This window comes from Streptomyces sp. NPDC001410 (assembly GCF_042895235.1).
Lineage (GTDB): Bacteria > Actinomycetota > Actinomycetes > Streptomycetales > Streptomycetaceae > Streptomyces.
Genome location: NZ_JBIAWE010000005.1, coordinates 185077 through 201100, shown reverse-complemented (window position 1 = coordinate 201100; position 16024 = coordinate 185077). Strand labels below are relative to the sequence as shown.

Genomic DNA, 16024 nt, shown 5'->3' with positions numbered 1-16024 from the left:
CCCCAGCCCCCGTAGGAGACACACCCGCATGCGGAAGATACTCGTCGTCGGAGCCGGCCAGTCCGGACTCCAGCTCGCCCTCGGTCTGCAGTCGCACGGCTACGAGGTCACCCTGATGTCGAACCGGACCGCGGACGAGATCCGCTCCGGCCGGGTCATGTCGACGCAGTGCATGTTCGACACGGCACTGCAGCACGAGCGCGATCTCCAGCTGAACTTCTGGGAGTCCCAGGCCCCGAAGATCGAAGGACTCGGCGTCTCGGTCGCGGCCCCCGGCTCGCACGACCCCGGTCCGACCCAGCGGGCGATCGACTGGGTGGGCAAGCTCGACGGGTACGCGCAGTCGGTCGACCAGCGGGTGAAGATGGCCGGCTGGATGGAGACCTTCGCCCAGCGCGGCGGCCAGCTGGTCATCCACGGCGCGGCCGTCGGCGACCTCGACTACTTCTCCCGCACCTACGACCTCGTCCTGGTCGCGGCGGGCAAGGGCGAGCTGGTCTCGATGTTCACCCGCGACCCGGAGCGCTCCCCGTACAGCGAGCCGCAGCGCGCGCTGGCCGTCTCGTACGTCCACGGCCTCGGTCCGCGCCCGGAGCACCCGGAGTTCGACGCGGTCCGCTGCAACCTGGTCCCCGGGGTCGGCGAGCTGTTCATCATGCCGACGCTCACCACCTCGGGCCGTGCCGACATCCTGTTCTGGGAGGGCATACCCGGCGGCCCGCTCGACGTCTTCAACGGCGTCAAGGACCCGGCGAAGCACCTCTCCCTGACCCTGGAACTCATGGAGAAGTTCACTCCGTGGGAGCATGCGCGCGCCACGAAGGTCGAACTGACCGACGCCGGCGGCACGTTGGCCGGCCGGTACGCCCCGACCGTGCGCAACCCCATCGGCCGGCTGCCCTCCGGCGGTCTGGTCCTCGGCGTGGCCGACGTGGTCGTCGCCAACGACCCGATCACGGGCCAGGGTTCCAACTCCGCCTCCAAGTGCGCGGCCGCGTACCTCGCCTCGATCCTGGAGCGGGAGGACAAGCCGTTCGACGAGGAGTGGATGCGCGCCACGTTCGACCGGTACTGGACCACGGCACAGCACGTCACCAAGTGGACCAACGCCATGCTGGCGCCGCCGCCGGAGCACATCCTGAACCTCATCGGTGCGGCGGGGCAGCTGCAGCCGGTGGCGGATCGATTCGCCAACGCCTTCAACGATCCGGCCGACTTCGAGAACTTCTTCTACGAGCCGGAGAAGACGCAGGCCTACCTGGCCTCGGTCGCCGGAGCCTGAGCGCGGGAGCCGTCAGGGCGTACGGCACCGAGTACGGGATTGGACGCCAGCGGGGAGATCCTGATCTTCTCGCCCGGTCTCGGTGCCTGTACGACCTTTCCGTCCCCCACGTACATCGCCACGTGCGTCGCCTCCGGGAAGTAGATCACCAGGTCGCCCGGGCGCAGGTCGGTCAGCGGGATTCGCTTCAGGCGGTCCCACTGTTCCTGGCTGGTACGGGGGATGGGCGTGCCCGCGTGGTCCCAGGCCTGGGAGGTGAGGCCCGAGCAGTCGTACGACTTCGGGCCCGCCGCTCCCCACTGGTACGGCTTGCCGATCTGGTCCATCGCGTAGCGGACCGCCCGCTCGCCCTCGGCCGAGGAAGGGACCGCGGCCCTGCCGAGGGCGCCCGAGGTCACGAGCTTGTCCTGGGCTTGGGTGACCCCCTGCTGTTCCAGCCGGGCGATCGCGCTCAGCTGTTCCGGGGTCAGGGAGGCGAGGAGCCGTTCGACGTCGGCGAGCCTGGTCGTCACGTCGTCGCGCTGCTTCTTCTGTCGTGCGGCGAGGGTCTGTTGGGTGTCCAGCGCCTTGCGGGCCGCCCTGGCCAGCGCGTCCTTCTTCTTCTCGGTGCCGGCCAGCCGGTCCACCGTCTCGGCGCGCTCGCGGGCCAGCTGTCCGATGACATGGCCCTCGTCGAGGGCGTGCTGGGGGTCCGGGGCGAGCAGCAGACGTACGTAGGGGGAGAGGTCGCTGCGGTTCTGGTACTGCTGCCGGGCCAGGCGTCCGGCGTCGGACCTGCTGCCCTGCAGGGCGAGCCGGGCCCGGGCCAGTTCGCCGTCGAGCCGGTCCACCTCGGCCTGCTGCTTCCCCAGCTGCTCCGCCGTGGCGTTGTAGGTCTCGGTGGCCTGTTCGGTCTGCCGGTAAAGCTGCTGAAGATCCGTCAGCAGCTCGGAGACGGGCCGCTGCGGCTCGGGCGCGGCCACCGCCGGCGCGGGCGCGAGGACGGCCTGGGCCGCCACCGCGGCCGTACAGGCCAGGCGCAGAAGCACTCCTGACATGTCATCACCTCCGCTGCGGAACGGGCGGACCCTCCGCCTGTCGCCGCACGGCGATAATCAGACATGTACGGAGATGTGTGTGCGCTGCCTACGCGGTTCGGCGTAACCCTGTCACCCGGAGGCGTCATCCGGCTTGCCGGACGGGCTCTCGTCCGGCTTGGACCAGGGCCACCTGACCTTGCTCGCCGGCCTCCCCTCGGGGTCGTACCGGTACTTCCACCCCTGCGTCAGACCGAGCTTCTTGCTGTGCTCCCTCGGCACGCGGCGGTACACGAGCACGGTGGGCGGGCCGCCGGCCGCGTCCGGGACGGGGATGCGGTACGTCTTCGGCGGGTGGCCGGTCATGCCCAGCAGTACGGGCAGCACGCGCCCGTCCATGGGGCCGCCCTCGAAGGGGGTGTCCTGACTCTTCACGGTCTCAGTCTCAGCCATCCTCGGCGAGCGCGCCGACGAGGTCCGCCGTCTGCGGGTCGCGGCCCGCGGTCACCGTGAGGACGGCCACGAACTGCTCGACCAGCCAGTCGCGCAGCTCCTCGACCGGGGGCTGCTTGCCCTCGTCCAGCCAGATCAGGGAGGCCGCCTCCACCGCCGTGATCCACATCCGGACGGTCATGCGCAGCCGCGGGCCCGGGGAGGAGACGCCGAGGTGGCTGAAGATGTGCTGGGCGGCGGCCCGGCGCACCCCGTCCACTATGGCGGTCGTCCGCGACGTCTCCACCACGCTGCCGCCCTGGAGCAGCGCGCTGAAGCCGGTGTCGTGCTCGTCCACGAAGGTCAGATAGCGGTCGAGAGCCCGGGACAGACGGGGCAGCAGAGGGCCGTGCAGCGGCTCGTCGAAGCACAGCTGCAGCTCCTCGGCCGCCGATCTGAGCGCGGCCTCGTACAGCTGCTGCTTCCCTCCGGGGAAGTACCGGTACACGAGCGGACGGGAGACCCCGGCCGCCTCCGCCACGTCATCGAGCGAGACGTCCTCGGGGGCGCGGTGCGCGAAGAGTGTGAGGGCGGCGGCGAGGAGCTGGCTGCGCCGCTCCTCGACACTGAGTCGACGGTAGGCGGGGGAGGCGGCCGGGGTCATGGCCAGCAGCCTAATCGCCGTGAGGGTTCGGGGCGTGGGCGGCTGCGGGTCCGCGGGGGCTTGTCGCGCAGTTCCCCGCGCCCCTTAGGTACTCGCCGCACCGCCCGCTGCCATGGCTCCGTGCATAGCTGCGGGCAGTCGTGCCGCTTGGGGGAGGGTGGGCGCAGCGGCATCCTGCCAGTGCCGGTGAGCGGCCCCACCCCCGCCCAGCCCCCGCCTAAGCCAGCAGCCCGGACGACCTCCACAGACGCCGCCCCACCCCCCGCAGTACCCCGATGTCGTCCAGGAAGTCCGTCAACCGCTTCGCGCCCGTCTGCATGACCTCCCGTCGATGCCCGCTCGCCTTCACCTGGGCCATCGCTTCCCGCTTGTCCAGACCCACGTTCGTGTAGACCTCGGGATTGATGAAGGCGATCGAGAAGACCCGGGCGAACTCACCGGACGTGACCCGGGTGAACTCCTGCGACCACCGCGGAGCGGTCAGCATCTGGCGGCGCAGTTCCTCGCGGGCGTAGCGGACGTGCCGGGCCTCCTCGACCACGTGGATCCGCGTGACCCCCCGGATCAGCGGCTGCACCCGCTCGTCCGGGAACGTCAGCCGCTGCATCCAGTCCAGCACCTCCTCGCCGAGCAGCGTGGCCGTGAAGGAACCGGGGGTCGTGGAGATGGTCTTGAACACGCGGCCGAGGTTCTGGTGCGCCCGGCTCACCGGGTACCAGGGGGCGTCGCCCCGCGCGATCAGCCGCGCGAACATCTTCGAGTGCCGGCACTCGTCCTCGATCTCGGTGAGGGCGTACCGGACGTGTGCGCTCGTCGCCGCCTTGTCGTAGATGTGCCGGACCAGCAGCTGCATCAGGATCAGCTCGAACCAGATGCCGAGCGAGGCCAGCGCCGCGGCCTCGTGCTGGGAGAGCAGGATCCGCTGCTCCTCGCTCATCCGTTGCCACATCGGCGTGCCGTACAGCGAGACCAGCTCCGGCGGCCAGAACCACTTGCCCTCCTCGAAGGGCGCCTCCCAGTCCAGCTCCTTGTCCGGGTCGAAGGAGTGCTTGGCGGAAGAGACGAGCAGCCGTTCGGCCACCTGTTCGCGGTCCTTCAGCAGGCCGAGCGCGTCGCGCAGCCCGTCGAGCGCGTCCGCTTCCGTCAGGGTCGTCATGGCTCTTTCACCTCGTTACCCGGGGTACGTCGTCCGCCTCTTATGAGACTGCCTGTCAGCAAGACCGTCAATCCCCTGCGCATGACTTGTTGACTCGGTGTCTACGTGTGAACCTGCGAGGTATGCCGACGCATGACCTGTACACGGACAACCCCGGAGACCCCCTCTGGCAGGTACCCGCCAGTGGCGCGGCCCGGTTCAGCTGGGAGTACGACGAGGGCCGGGACCGCCTGCTCGCCCTGTACCAGAAGGGCAAGGACAAGCAGTGGGACGGGCAGACGCGGATCGACTGGGACCTGGAGGTCGACCCGTACGACCCGCTCGGCACCCCCGAGGAGTCGATGTCCCTGTATGGCACCCCGTACTGGGCCAAGCTCTCCGACCGGGACAAGGGTGAGCTGCGGCAGCACTACGCGTCCTGGCAGTTCAGCCAGTTCCTGCACGGCGAGCAGGGCGCGATGATCTGCGCGGCGCGGATCGTGGAGTCGGTGCCGGACATGGACGCCAAGTTCTACTCGGCGACCCAGACGATGGACGAGGCCCGGCACGCCGAGATCTACGCCCGTTTCCTGCACGAGAAGATCGGGATGGTCTACCCGATCAACGACAACCTCCAGTCGCTGCTCGGGGACACCCTCCGCGACAGCCGCTGGGACATGCCCTACCTCGGGATGCAGGTCCTCATCGAGGGGCTCGCCCTCGCCGCCTTCGGCATGATCCGGGACACGACCAACAAGCCCCTGCCCAAGCAGATCCTGGCCTACATCATGCAGGACGAGGCCCGGCACGTGGCCTTCGGGCGCATGGCCCTGCGCGACTACTACAAGCAGCTCACGGACGCCGAGCTGCGCGAGCGCGAGGAGTTCGTCATCGAGGGCTGCTATCTGATGCGCGACCGGCTGCGTGGCATCGAAGTGCTGGAGAACTTCGGCATCGCCAGGGCCGAGGCCGAGCGGATCAGCGCGGACTCCGAGTTCCTGCAGCTCTTCCGCCGCCTCCTGTTCAGCCGCATCGTGCCCTGCGTCAAGGACATCGGCCTGTGGGGCAAGCGGCTCCAGCAGGCCTATGTCGACATGGGGGTCTTCGAGATGGGCGACTCCAACCTGGACCTGCTGATGGCCCAGGACGAGGAGATCGCCGAGCAGTTGGACGCGGAGCGGTTCGCCGCGGAGGAGCGGGAGCGGGTCGCCGAGGTGCGGGACGCGATCGAGTCGGGGGCGGGCGAGGTCTGACCCGCCCGCCCGGTGCAGTAGCGTTCTGGCGTGTCCATGCCTCCACCGCCGCAGCAGCCCCAGTACCCGTACCAGCCCCAGCAGCCGCAGTACCCGTACGGGCAGCAGCCGCCACAGGCCCCGCCGCCTCCGGGGCCGTACGGCTCCCCGTACCCCCAGCAGCAGCCGTACCCTCCGCAGCCCTACCCGCAGCAGCCGTACCCCGGCTGGGGCGCGCCGCCGATGGGTCCGCCTCCGAAGAAGCGCGGGCCCGGTCTGGCGCTGGGGATCATCGGCGGGGTCATCGGTCTGGCCGTGCTCGGCAGCCTCGGAGGAGTCGGGGCGGTGCTCGGCACCGACTTCCCCGCGGCCGAGAACAAGCTCACCCTGCCCCACGAGCTGGTGGACGGGAAGTACGTCCTCGCCGACGACCTCTCCGACAGCCAGGGGCAGAAGGTCGAGGACGAGGCCGACGGCGCCTGGGACGCCAAGGACGTCCACGCCCTGGTCGGCCGCTACAGCCCGGGCGGCGACGACTCCAAGGGCATGCTGCTGGTGTCGAGCATGTACGGCCGGTTCAAGAACGAGGACGACGTCCGCAGCAACATGCTCAAGGGGGCCACCGAGGCCAACGGCGTGACGGTGGTCGAACCCGAGAAGGACGTCACCCCGTCCGGCTCCGACGTCACCATCAGCTGTGAGGTGCTCACCCAGAAGCAGTCACTGGTGACGATCACCTACCCGGTCTGCGCCTGGGCGGACGGCAACACGGCGGCCGTGATCGGCGAGGTCGACCTGCAGCGCAAGGACTCCGCCGACGTGGACCTCGACGCCGCCGCCCGGAACACCCTCAAGGTCCGCGACGAGATGATCAAGCCGATCGGCTGACCGCCGTCGCCTCCTGCGCGGGGAACGACGTGCGCAGCGTGAAGGCGTACGGCGTCGGGCCGTGCTCCCTCAGGTGCAGCAGTCGTTCCTCCGCCTCGGCGACGGTCGGGCGGTGGCCGGCGGGAACCCACCACAGCGTGGCCATCGCCTCGGAGACCCGCTCGAACCATTCTCGGCGCCGGGCCAGCAACTCCCGGTGCTGCCCCTGGTACATGAACGCGGTCAGCGCGTTGCTGTCCCGCCACACCGACATGTTGATGATCAGCCACTCGTCGCCGAGGACGGGGATGTCGGTCGCGTTGCCGGAGTCGCTCTCCAGCCGCCAGACGAACCCGTCCGCGGCGTCCGCCACGGCGTTCACCGGGTCGAGCGCGTCGACGAAGTCCTTCAACTCGGGGGAGTCCAACGGGAACTTGAGGCGGGCGATGTTGACCTGGGCGAGTTCGTGGGCGGCCGGCGCATGCGTCATGACCGAACGGTAGGTCGGCTGTGCCGGGTCGCGGTACCCCCCGTCTCACAGGCCGAGAACCGCCCGCATCACCTCCCGGGCGATCGGTGCCGCGTCCCCGCCGCCGCTGATCTCGCCCCGGTCCGCCGAGGCGTCCTCGACCACCACCGCGACCGCGACCCTCGGTTCCAGGTCGTCGTCGGCCTGCGCCCAGGAGACGAACCAGGCGTACGGCACACCGGAGTTGCCGACGCCGTGCTGGGCGGTGCCGGTCTTGCCGCCGACCACGGCCCGGGGAATGGCCGCGTTGGTGCCGGTGCCGTCCGTGACCACGTCGGTCATCAGCTCCCGCAGCCGCACGGCCGTGTCCGGGCGCATCACCTGCCGGTCGGGCCGCATCCCGCCGCCGGTGAGCGTCTCGCCGCCATGGCGGGTGGTCCGCTCCACCAGGTACGGCGTCCGCAGCCGGCCACCGTTGGCGACGGCCGCCGCGACCATCGCCATCTGCAGCGGGGTCGCCCGGGTGTTGTACTGCCCGATCGAGGACAGCGCGAGCTGCGCCTTGTCCACATGGGTGTCGAAGGTGCTGGGGGCGGCCTCGAAGGGGACGCTCAGCCGGGTGTCGTTGAAGCCGAACGCCTGGGCCGTGGCCGACATGTCCGCCGCCCCGACGTCCACGGCCAGCTTGGCGAACACCGTGTTGCAGGACCACTTGAAGGCCTCCCGCAGCGAGGCGTCCGCGCAGCCGTCGCCCTCGTTGGTCAGCCGGGTCCTGGTCCCGGGCAGCCGGTAGGGGTCGGGGGAGTCGGTGGACGCGTCCAGGTCCGTGACCACACCCGCGTCCAGCGCCGCCGCCGCGGTGACCACCTTGAACGTCGACCCCGGCGGATAGGTCTGCCGCACCGCCCGGTTGAGCATCGGCTTCTCCGGGTCGTGGTTGAGCCGCGCCCACGCCGAGGCCGTCGCCTCGCTGTTGCCGGACAGCTCCGCGGGGTCGTACGACGGGGTCGACACCAGCGCCAGGATGCGGCCCGTGGTCGGCTCGATCGCGGCCACCGCGCCCCGCCGCCCGTGCAGCCCCTGGTACGCCGCCTGCTGCGCGTCCCGGTCGATGGTCGTGACGACGTCCCCGCCCGGACTCGGCTTCCGCGTCACGTCGTTCCACAGCGGGAACGGCGACAGCATCGGGTCGGTGCCGGAGAGCACCCCGTCCTCCGTGTCCTCCAGGAACGTGCTGCCGTACATCTGCGAGGCGAAGCCGGTGACCGGCGCGTACAACGGGCCGTCGCGGTAGGAGCGTTCGTAGCGCAGCTGCTCGCCGGTGTCGTTGGAGCCGGTGACCGGCTCACCGCCGACCAGGATGTCGCCGCGCGGCTGCTGGTAACGGGCGATCGTGGGGCGGCGGTTGGCCGGGTTGGCGTCGTAGGAGCCCGCCTGGACCACCTGCACCCGGGCGGCGTTGACGAGCAGGGCCGCCAGCAGCAGGGCGCAGAACGCCCAGGCGTGCCGGATGTAGCGGGCCATCGGCCGGCCGCCACCGTACTCGGTCACGGGGCCTCCTGGCCGTCGTACTGGCTGCGGGCCGAGTCGCTCACCCGGATCAGCAGGGCCACGATCGCCCAGTTGGTGACGACCGAGGAACCGCCCTGGGCGAGGAACGGCATCGCCATGCCGGTCAGCGGGATCAGACCGGTGACCCCGCCCGCGATCACGAACACCTGGAGCGCGAGGATCGAGGCGAGGCCCACCGCGAGGAGTCGGCCGAACGGCTCACGCAGGGCGAGGCCCGCCCGGTAGCCGCGCTCCACGAGCAAGCCGTAGAGCAGGAAGATCGCCGCGAGGCCCGCGAGGCCCAGCTCCTCGCCCGCCGTCGCCAGGATGAAGTCCGACTTGGTGGCGAAGCCGATGAGGATGGAGTGGCCGAACCCGAGCCCGGTGCCGAGGATGCCGCCCGCCGCGAAGGCGAACAGGGACTGCGCCAGCTGGTTGGGGCCCTGCCCGGCCTCGATGGTGGCGAAGGGGTGCAGCCAGTCCTCGATCCGGCCGTTCACGTGCGGCTCGAAGTGGCCGACGGCGAAGGAGCCGAGCACGGCGAGCACCAGACCGACCGCGATCCAGCCGGTGCGGCCGGTGGCGATGTACAGCAGGACCACGAACAGCCCGAAGAACAAAAGCGAGGTCCCGAGGTCGCGCTCCAGCACCAGCACCCCGACGCTCAGCAGCCAGATCGTCACGATCGGCCCGAGCACCCGCCCGGTCGGGAACTGCAGCCGCCACAGCCGGCGGCCGGTGTAGGCGAGCGCGTTGCGGTTGGCGGCCAGGTAGGCGGCGTAGAACACCGCCAGCAGCACCTTCGCGAACTCGCCCGGCTGGATGGAGAATCCGGCGATCCGGATCCAGATGCGGGCGCCGTTGACCGCCGGGAAGAGGATCGGCAGCAGGAGGAGCGCCAGGGCCGCGACCACGCAGACGTACGCGTAGCGCTGGAGCACCCGGTGGTCGCGCAGCACCAGCACGACGACGATGAACAGGCCCACCCCGAGCGTGGACCACACCAGTTGGGCGGGGGCGCCCCGGTCGCCCGGCGTCTCCAGGTCAAGCCGGTAGATCAGCACCAGGCCGAGGCCGTTGAGCAGCACCCCGATGGGCAGCAGGAGCGGGTCGGCGTACGGTGCCCGGATCCGCACCGCGAGATGCGCGAACAGGGCGAGCACACCGAGTCCGGCGCCGTAACCGGCGGCACCCGGCGGGACGGTACCGGTCCTCGCCAGGCCCACGGCACAGTAGCCGTACACGGACAGCAGGACGGCCAGCACGATCAGGGCCAGTTCGATGCCACGGCGGCGGGGAAGGCGTACGGCGGGGGCGGGTGCCTTCGGCGCCGCCACGGCTGTTCCGGCCTTGGTCATGTCCGGAACCTACCCAAACAGGGCGTGTTGTGTGCGGTTTGCCCGGGTTGCCGGTATCAGCGTGGCGCGGAAGGGACGTGCCCCAAAGGGGCGCGGGGCTGTATCGATGTGCGGCTCCGCCGCGCGGGCGCGACCAGCCGCAGGGGACCCGCAGTCGGCGGATTACCCGTACCCCCGAGCTCTCACCCGCCCGCCTACCGGAGGTGAAGCGTGGCCACGGCGCCGCCGCCCACCGCGTTGCCGAAGAACAACCGGGCCCCCAGAACCTCCGCCTGCCCCACCGCGATGGTCAGCCCGAGACCGTGCCCCTTGGCCCCGCCCTCCGTACGGAACCGCTGCGGCCCATGAGCCACCAGGTACTCCGGATACCCGCCCCCGTGATCCCGCACGGTCACCACGGGCCCGTCCACGGTCAGCACCACCGGAGACGCCCCGTGCTTGTGCGCGTTGGCCACCAGATTCCCCAGTACCCGCTCCAGGCGCCGCCGGTCGGTCTCCACCCGGGCGTCCCGCACGATCCGCACCTCGGTGTCCGTCCCCGAGGCGCGCACCACCCGCCCGGCCAGCGCGCCCAGCTCCTCGGTGTCCACCTCCAGCTTCTCCCGACCGGTGTCCAGCCGGGAGATCTCCAGCAGGTCCTCGGTGAGCGTGCGCAGCGCCGCCACCCGGTCCCGGACCAGCTCGGTCGGCCGGCCCGGCGGCAGCAGCTCGGCCGCCGCGTGCAGCCCGGTCAGCGGGGTGCGCAGCTCATGGGCCACGTCCGCGGTGAACCGCTGCTCGCTCAGCAGCTTGCTCTGCAGGCTCGACGCCATGGAGTCCAGTGCGGCCGCGACCGCGGCCACCTCGTCCTGGGGTCGCGTCGGGTCCTTCGTCCGGGGGTCGTTCACGCGGGCGTCCAGATCGCCCGCGCTGATCCGCCGGGCCACCTGCGCGGTGCCGTGCAGCCGCCGCGTCACCCGGGTCACCGCGAACGCGCCGACCAGCAGCGTCGCCCCGATCGCCAGCCCCGACGACCACAGGATGGACCGGTCGAGCCCGGCGATCGTACGGGCCTGCTGCGAGTAGTCGACCTCCACCGCGAGCGCCCGGTGGCCGTTCGCCGGCCCCGCCGCCCACATGGTCGGCCGTCCCTGGTGCGAGGAGACCATCGTGCCCCGCTCCCCGGCCACCGCGAGCGTCCGCAGCCGTGCGGGCAGCCCCTTGGGGTCCACCCCGGCACCCGGCAGCAGCGTGTCCCCGGCCTCGTACGCCTCGGTGGCGTCCTGCAGCCGGGACAGCGCGAGGTCGCGGGCCTGGCCGACGGTCTGGTTGGTCACCGACACATGCACCAGGACGCCGAGCAGCGCGGCCAGCGCGCAGCACATCACCGCGATGAACGCGGCCGACTTCACCGCGAGCGTCCCGGCCCACCGGGGCAGCGTGGGCCTCATCCCGCGCTCACCGGCGGCGCGGTGCTGGCGGACGGGGAGGGCGCATGGCTGTGCCGGCCCTTGCCGGTGCGCAGGAACTCGTCCCGGGAGAACACCATGGCCCGCTGGTCCGGGTCCCAGGCCCAGGTGGTGCGGTACTCGTACCCGGAGATCCCGGCCGGGGAGCGGACGATCACCGCCCGGCCGGCCAGCTCGACGCCGATGATCGCGTCGTTGTCGGCCAGCACCTGCACCAGCTTGTGCTTCTCCACCGTGTAGACCCGCACCGCGGTCTGGTTGGTCGGATACAGCCGGAAGCCGAGCGTCAGGTCGGCCCCGCCGTCCCCGGTGAGATCCCGGTAGTACGCCTTGAGCAGCGGGCACCGCGCCCGGTCCCCGCCCGCGTCGCACTCCTTCATCCGCTCGACGGTCGCGTGGTACGCCCCCTTCGACCCGTAGTCGTCCGGATGCGCGGCCATCTCGGCCCGTACGACGTCCACCGGATCGACCTTGCGGATGTCGTCGCCCGGCACCTCGACGCCCTTGACGGTCTCGGTGCTCCCCTCGTCGTAGGGGTAGGCCGGGCTGGACGCCGGCCGCAGGTCCGGCCAGAGCTTCGCCGGGCTCATCGCGGTCGGGGTCACCCCGGCGCCCTCCAGGTCACCCCGGTCGCCACAGGCCGCCGCCGTCGCCGACAGCAGGGCGACGACGGCCGCGGTGAGGGCGGTGCGCGCGATGCGACGGGCTGACACGGGGCTCCTGAGGTGTAGGGGACGAGAGTGGCCCCGCCCCCTACGCCTTATTCGTAGGGAAGTCCTTTTTGTGTACTCGGGGCGGTGCTGGGGGAGAGGCTACTCGGCCAGTTCCTCCAGCAGCCGGGCGGTGGCCAGTCCCGCGCGCAGGTACTCCACGAACAGGTCGTTGTGCAGCGCCCAGGGGGAGCGCCGGGCGCGGATCAGCTCGATCGCCTCCTCGGCGCTGCGACCCCGCCGGACCAGGGTGTGCGCGACGACCAGGCCCGAGCGGTTGTAGCCGTGGTAGCAGCGGACCAGCACCGAGCGGCCGGCGTCCAGTGCCTCGTGCGCCGCTCGCGCCAGCCGTATCACTCCGGCGAGCTGCGTGCCGTCCAGCGGTCCGTCCGGTATCGGCCACACATGATGCTCGGTCCTGGGGCCGGGGCCGTACCCCGGCAGCCTCAGGAGCGACTGCACCACGTCGAACTGATCTCGCACGACGGCGGACTCCAGCCGACCGGAACGGCCCCGGAACTCGTGCCCGCCCATCCACAGGCCGGGCTCTATCTCGTTCCAGGGACTCTCCGGAGCCGGTACGTCGGGCTGCTCTCCGCGGGTCCGCAACGGCGCCTCCCCAACTCCCCCTCACAGGGCCGATCTCCAAGGTAACCGGGTTCTTGCGTGGGAGCACCCCGCCTGTTCCCATGGTCGAGGGGTGATGGCGCATGAGCGGACTGCGCGTGGTGCCGACCTGGCGGCACGGCCACGAACGGCTGTACGTCTGCGGCCCGGACGGAGGGAACATCGCCTGGTACGACCGTGAGACCGGCCGGGTGAGCCTGATCGCCGAGGACCGCGAGGCGGATGTCCTTCAGGCCCTGAAGCCGTTCCTGACCGGCCCGGTGACCGTGGGCCCACCCCCGGTGCCCACACCCGCGGAACTGGCCCGGCTGACCCTGCACCCGGACGACGACCTCGCGCCCAACCGCCCCGGCGAGGCCCTGCTCGTCGCCCTCGACCGGGACCCCGGCCCCGCCCACCGCCTCCGCCCGGACCCGCGCCGCCGCGCCCTGACCGCGGAGCAGGCCGTCGGCGACGCCCTGGACCAGCTGGGAGGCGCGGGCTGGCACACCCTGCACTCCATCCCCCTCCCGGGCGGCGACCGCATCCACCACCTCCTCATAGGCCCCGGCGGCCTCTACGTCGTCCACGCCCTCTACGCCCGCAAACAGCGGGTCCAGGTGGCCGACCCGATGGTCACCCTGGGCCGCCACGACCCCGAGCCCCTGCTCCGCCGCCTCCGCGCCACCACCGACCGCGCCTCCTACGCCCTCACCGCCGAGGTCCACCCCGTCCTGGCCCTCGTCGACCCCACCGACGTACGCATCACGACCCCACCCCGAGGCGTCCGCATCCTCCACCACACCGACCTGCCGACCCTGGCCCGCCCGGGCGGAGTACTGAAGCCGGCGGACGTGGAGGCACTGCATGCGATGGCGCGGGATCGGGGGGTGTGGGGGAAGTTGTGAGGGGGGTGGCGGAGGCTGGTCGGTTTGGTCTGTGGGGCGGGGAATCCAGCTGGTCCGACCCTTGAGGGCGAGTGGACGAGGGCCCGTGAAATCCAGCCCGTCCGGCGTTTGAGGACAAGGCCCGTTCAGGGCCGGTGCGGGGGTCTGGGGGCGGCAGCCCCCAGCAGGGGTCACAGGGGACGGAGTCCCCTCGATGGGACGGGTAGGGGCGGCGGGGGCGAGAACAACCCTCCTCAGGGCAGCACCACCGACCGCCCGGAATCCAGCAGCGGCGCCAGCAGATCCCCATGGTCCTGCAGACGCGGCCCCATGTCCCCGGCCACAAACTCCATCTGCCCCGCAGCTCGACACTCCGAGACCTCCCCCCACGTCACCGGCGCAGACACCAACGGAACCCGCCGCGCCCGCAGCGTGTACGGCGCCGCCGTGGTCTTGCGCCCCGCGTTCTGACTCCAGTCCACGAACACCTTCCCCGGCCGCAGACTCCGCGTCATCCGGTGCACCACCAGCCGCGGCATGGCCCGCTCCGCCTCCACTGCCAGCGCCTTCGCATACTCACTGGCCCGCTCGGACGAGCCCCCGCGCACACCCGCCAGCACATGCAGCCCCTTCGACCCCGCCGTCTTGGCGTACGCCTCGATCCCGTCCGCAGCCAGCCGCTCCCGCAGCCACAGTGCGACCTCGCAGCAGTGCACGATCGTCGCGGGCGCCCCGGGATCCAGGTCGAACACCAGTCGGTCGGCCTCCTCCGGCGACTGGACCAGCCACTGATGCGTGTGGAACTCGGTCACCAGGTTCGCCGCCCACACCAGACTCGCCAGGTCCTGTACGACCACCATCCGGGCCGGCCCCTCCGACCGCGGGACCTCGGCGGTCGTGACCCACTCGGGCGTACCCGGCGGCACGTTCTTGGTGAAGAACACCTGCCCGTCCGGCCCGTCCGGATAGCGCAGGAAGGACACCGCGCGGTCACGCAGATGCGGCAGCAGCACCTCGGCGCTGGTCGCGTAGTAGTGCACCAGCTCCCCCTTGGTGAAGCCGGTCTCCGGATACAGCACCTTCTCCAGGTTGCTGAGCGCGACCCGCCGCCCCTCCACGTCGGTGATAGGCGTCATAGGATGACCATTCCAGACATACAGCCACGTAACACCAGAAACCGAAAGGAAGGGTGCTGCACGTGCGATCCATATGGAACGGCGCCATCTCCTTCGGTCTCGTCAGCATCCCGATCAAGCTGGTGAACGCCACCGAGAGCCACTCGATCTCCTTCCGCCAGATCCACACCGAGGACAACGGCCGCATCCGCTACCGCAAGGTGTGCGAACTGGAGGACCGCGAGGTCAGCCAGGCCGAGATCGGCAAGGGGTACGAGGACGCGGACGGCACGATCATCCCGATCAGCGACGAGGACCTCTCCCACCTCCCGATCCCGACCGCCCGCACGATCGAGATCGTCGCCTTCGTGCCGGCCGACCGGATCGACCCGCTCCAGATGGACGCGGCCTACTACCTCGCCGCCGGCGGAGCCCCCGCCGCCAAGCCGTACACCCTCCTGCGCGAGGCCCTCAAACGCAACAACAAGGTCGCCATCGCCAAGTACGCGCTGCGCGGCCGCGAACGCCTGGGCATGCTGCGCGTGGTCGGCGACGCCATCGCCATGCACGGCCTGCTCTGGCCGGACGAGGTACGCGCCCCCGAAGGCGTCGCGCCGGACGTGGACGTCACCGTCCGCGACAAGGAACTGGACCTCGCGGACGCCCTTATGGACACCCTCGGTGAGGTCGAGCTGGAGGACCTGCACGACGAGTACCGCGAGGCGCTGGAGGAGGTCATCGCGGCGAAGGCGGCCGGCGAGACCCCGCCCGAGGCCCCCGAGCCCGCCGCCGGCGGCAAGGTGCTCGACCTGATGGCGGCCCTGGAGAAGAGCGTGCGCGCGGCCCGGGAGTCCCGGGGCGAGGAACCGGCCCCGGCCGAGGAGGCCGAGGAGGCCGAGGTCAGACCCCTCGCGCGCGGCCGGGCCACCCCGAAGGAGACGGGCGGCAAGAAGTCGACGGCCACGGCGGCGAAGAAGACGGCCGCGAAGAAGACGACGCCGGCCAGGAAGTCGACGGCGAAGACGACCGCCGCGAAGACGACCGCGTCGAAGACGACGTCCAAGTCCACGGCGAAGACCGCGAAGACGGCGTCCACGGCCAAGACGACCGCGAAGAAGACCCCGGCCAGGAAGACGGCGTCCCGCAAGCGCTCGGCCTGACGTCCGCCGTCCGGATGCGGCCCGCGGACCGATCACCGACCATGAGAGACGCTGCTGCTCAGGGGGGTGGACCGACCCGCTGGGAGCGTGAC

General features: G+C 71.3%; 16 protein-coding genes. 5 read left to right on the top strand and 11 right to left on the bottom strand.

The window, feature by feature from the left end:
* The first annotated feature begins 28 nt into the window (after positions 1 to 28).
* On the top strand, positions 29 to 1282 hold the full coding sequence (locus tag ACFY3C_RS12535; protein ID WP_386581225.1) for a styrene monooxygenase/indole monooxygenase family protein: 1254 nt from the start codon (positions 29 to 31) through the stop codon (positions 1280 to 1282).
* Here the strand turns inward: ACFY3C_RS12535 and ACFY3C_RS12530 are convergent.
* The 4 genes from ACFY3C_RS12530 to ACFY3C_RS12515 all read right to left on the bottom strand — a co-directional run bounded on the left by ACFY3C_RS12530 (position 1255) and on the right by ACFY3C_RS12515 (position 4550).
* The gene (locus ACFY3C_RS12530) at positions 1255 to 2319 is read right to left on the bottom strand and encodes an NlpC/P60 family protein (protein WP_390770719.1); all 1065 of its coding nucleotides are present in this window, start codon (positions 2317 to 2319) and stop codon (positions 1255 to 1257) included. The two genes, ACFY3C_RS12535 and ACFY3C_RS12530, sit on opposite strands and share 28 nt — an antisense overlap.
* 111 nt (positions 2320 to 2430) lie before the next feature.
* Positions 2431 to 2733, bottom strand: a complete 303-nt coding sequence (locus tag ACFY3C_RS12525; RefSeq protein WP_390770718.1) for a hypothetical protein — start codon at positions 2731 to 2733, stop codon at positions 2431 to 2433.
* A 10-nt stretch (positions 2734 to 2743) separates the two neighbouring features.
* Positions 2744 to 3394: a TetR/AcrR family transcriptional regulator gene (locus tag ACFY3C_RS12520; RefSeq protein WP_386581230.1), complete on the bottom strand. Its 651-nt coding sequence runs from the start codon at positions 3392 to 3394 to the stop codon at positions 2744 to 2746.
* Between the two features lie 217 nt (positions 3395 to 3611).
* Complete coding sequence (locus tag ACFY3C_RS12515) at positions 3612 to 4550, bottom strand: diiron oxygenase (RefSeq protein WP_386581231.1); 939 nt, start codon at positions 4548 to 4550, stop codon at positions 3612 to 3614.
* A gap of 122 nt (positions 4551 to 4672) precedes the next feature.
* On the opposite strand from ACFY3C_RS12515, the gene ACFY3C_RS12510 reads away from it, so the two are divergent.
* Complete coding sequence (locus ACFY3C_RS12510) at positions 4673 to 5782, top strand: ferritin-like domain-containing protein (protein ID WP_390770717.1); 1110 nt, start codon at positions 4673 to 4675, stop codon at positions 5780 to 5782.
* Between the two features lie 36 nt (positions 5783 to 5818).
* Positions 5819 to 6649 carry a hypothetical protein gene (locus tag ACFY3C_RS12505; protein ID WP_390770884.1) on the top strand — a complete coding sequence of 277 codons (831 nt, stop codon included), beginning with the start codon at positions 5819 to 5821 and terminating at the stop codon, positions 6647 to 6649.
* Here ACFY3C_RS12505 and ACFY3C_RS12500 read toward each other — a convergent pair.
* From ACFY3C_RS12500 to ACFY3C_RS12475, 6 genes are all read right to left on the bottom strand, one after another.
* The gene (locus ACFY3C_RS12500; protein WP_390770716.1) at positions 6633 to 7118 is read right to left on the bottom strand and encodes a DUF3291 domain-containing protein; all 486 of its coding nucleotides are present in this window, start codon (positions 7116 to 7118) and stop codon (positions 6633 to 6635) included. The genes ACFY3C_RS12505 and ACFY3C_RS12500 overlap by 17 nt on opposite strands.
* Positions 7119 to 7163: 45 nt before the next feature.
* Positions 7164 to 8621 carry a penicillin-binding transpeptidase domain-containing protein gene (locus ACFY3C_RS12495; RefSeq protein WP_390770883.1) on the bottom strand — a complete coding sequence of 486 codons (1458 nt, stop codon included), beginning with the start codon at positions 8619 to 8621 and terminating at the stop codon, positions 7164 to 7166.
* A 23-nt stretch (positions 8622 to 8644) separates the two neighbouring features.
* Complete coding sequence (locus ACFY3C_RS12490; RefSeq protein ID WP_386581235.1) at positions 8645 to 10006, bottom strand: FtsW/RodA/SpoVE family cell cycle protein; 1362 nt, start codon at positions 10004 to 10006, stop codon at positions 8645 to 8647.
* Between the two features lie 194 nt (positions 10007 to 10200).
* Positions 10201 to 11436 carry an ATP-binding protein gene (locus ACFY3C_RS12485; RefSeq protein ID WP_390770715.1) on the bottom strand — a complete coding sequence of 412 codons (1236 nt, stop codon included), beginning with the start codon at positions 11434 to 11436 and terminating at the stop codon, positions 10201 to 10203.
* A complete protein-coding gene (locus ACFY3C_RS12480; protein ID WP_389181602.1) occupies positions 11433 to 12167 on the bottom strand; it encodes a hypothetical protein in 735 nt (244 codons plus the stop codon). The genes ACFY3C_RS12485 and ACFY3C_RS12480 overlap by 4 nt, the downstream gene beginning before the upstream one ends.
* A 99-nt stretch (positions 12168 to 12266) precedes the next feature.
* Positions 12267 to 12773: a dual specificity protein phosphatase family protein gene (locus ACFY3C_RS12475; RefSeq protein ID WP_390770714.1), complete on the bottom strand. Its 507-nt coding sequence runs from the start codon at positions 12771 to 12773 to the stop codon at positions 12267 to 12269.
* Positions 12774 to 12874: 101 nt separating this feature from the next.
* On the opposite strand from ACFY3C_RS12475, the gene ACFY3C_RS12470 reads away from it, so the two are divergent.
* Positions 12875 to 13678 carry a nuclease-related domain-containing protein gene (locus ACFY3C_RS12470; protein WP_390770713.1) on the top strand — a complete coding sequence of 268 codons (804 nt, stop codon included), beginning with the start codon at positions 12875 to 12877 and terminating at the stop codon, positions 13676 to 13678.
* Between the two features lie 233 nt (positions 13679 to 13911).
* Here the strand turns inward: ACFY3C_RS12470 and ligD are convergent, their stop codons facing one another.
* On the bottom strand, positions 13912 to 14793 hold the full coding sequence (gene ligD, locus ACFY3C_RS12465) for a non-homologous end-joining DNA ligase (RefSeq protein WP_390770712.1): 882 nt from the start codon (positions 14791 to 14793) through the stop codon (positions 13912 to 13914).
* A gap of 62 nt (positions 14794 to 14855) precedes the next feature.
* Here ligD and ACFY3C_RS12460 point away from each other — a divergent pair, with 62 nt between their 5' ends.
* The gene (locus ACFY3C_RS12460; protein WP_390770711.1) at positions 14856 to 15932 is read left to right on the top strand and encodes a Ku protein; all 1077 of its coding nucleotides are present in this window, start codon (positions 14856 to 14858) and stop codon (positions 15930 to 15932) included.
* Positions 15933 to 16024: the final 92 nt, after the last annotated feature.

Excerpts from the sequence above, each read along its gene's own strand:
- ACFY3C_RS12535 (WP_386581225.1), top strand. The coding sequence starts at position 29 with ATGCGGAAGATACTCGTCGTCGGAGCCGGCCAGTCCGGACTCCAGCTC.
- ACFY3C_RS12530 (WP_390770719.1), bottom strand. The coding sequence starts at position 2,319 with ATGTCAGGAGTGCTTCTGCGCCTGGCCTGTACGGCCGCGGTGGCGGCC.
- ACFY3C_RS12520 (WP_386581230.1), bottom strand. The coding sequence starts at position 3,394 with ATGACCCCGGCCGCCTCCCCCGCCTACCGTCGACTCAGTGTCGAGGAG.
- ACFY3C_RS12515 (WP_386581231.1), bottom strand. The coding sequence starts at position 4,550 with ATGACGACCCTGACGGAAGCGGACGCGCTCGACGGGCTGCGCGACGCG.
- ACFY3C_RS12510 (WP_390770717.1), top strand. The coding sequence starts at position 4,673 with ATGCCGACGCATGACCTGTACACGGACAACCCCGGAGACCCCCTCTGG.
- ACFY3C_RS12505 (WP_390770884.1), top strand. The coding sequence starts at position 5,819 with ATGCCTCCACCGCCGCAGCAGCCCCAGTACCCGTACCAGCCCCAGCAG.
- ACFY3C_RS12500 (WP_390770716.1), bottom strand. The coding sequence starts at position 7,118 with ATGACGCATGCGCCGGCCGCCCACGAACTCGCCCAGGTCAACATCGCC.
- ACFY3C_RS12495 (WP_390770883.1), bottom strand. The coding sequence starts at position 8,621 with ATGGCCCGCTACATCCGGCACGCCTGGGCGTTCTGCGCCCTGCTGCTG.
- ACFY3C_RS12490 (WP_386581235.1), bottom strand. The coding sequence starts at position 10,006 with ATGACCAAGGCCGGAACAGCCGTGGCGGCGCCGAAGGCACCCGCCCCC.
- ACFY3C_RS12485 (WP_390770715.1), bottom strand. The coding sequence starts at position 11,436 with ATGAGGCCCACGCTGCCCCGGTGGGCCGGGACGCTCGCGGTGAAGTCG.
- ACFY3C_RS12470 (WP_390770713.1), top strand. The coding sequence starts at position 12,875 with ATGAGCGGACTGCGCGTGGTGCCGACCTGGCGGCACGGCCACGAACGG.
- ligD (WP_390770712.1), bottom strand. The coding sequence starts at position 14,793 with ATGACGCCTATCACCGACGTGGAGGGGCGGCGGGTCGCGCTCAGCAAC.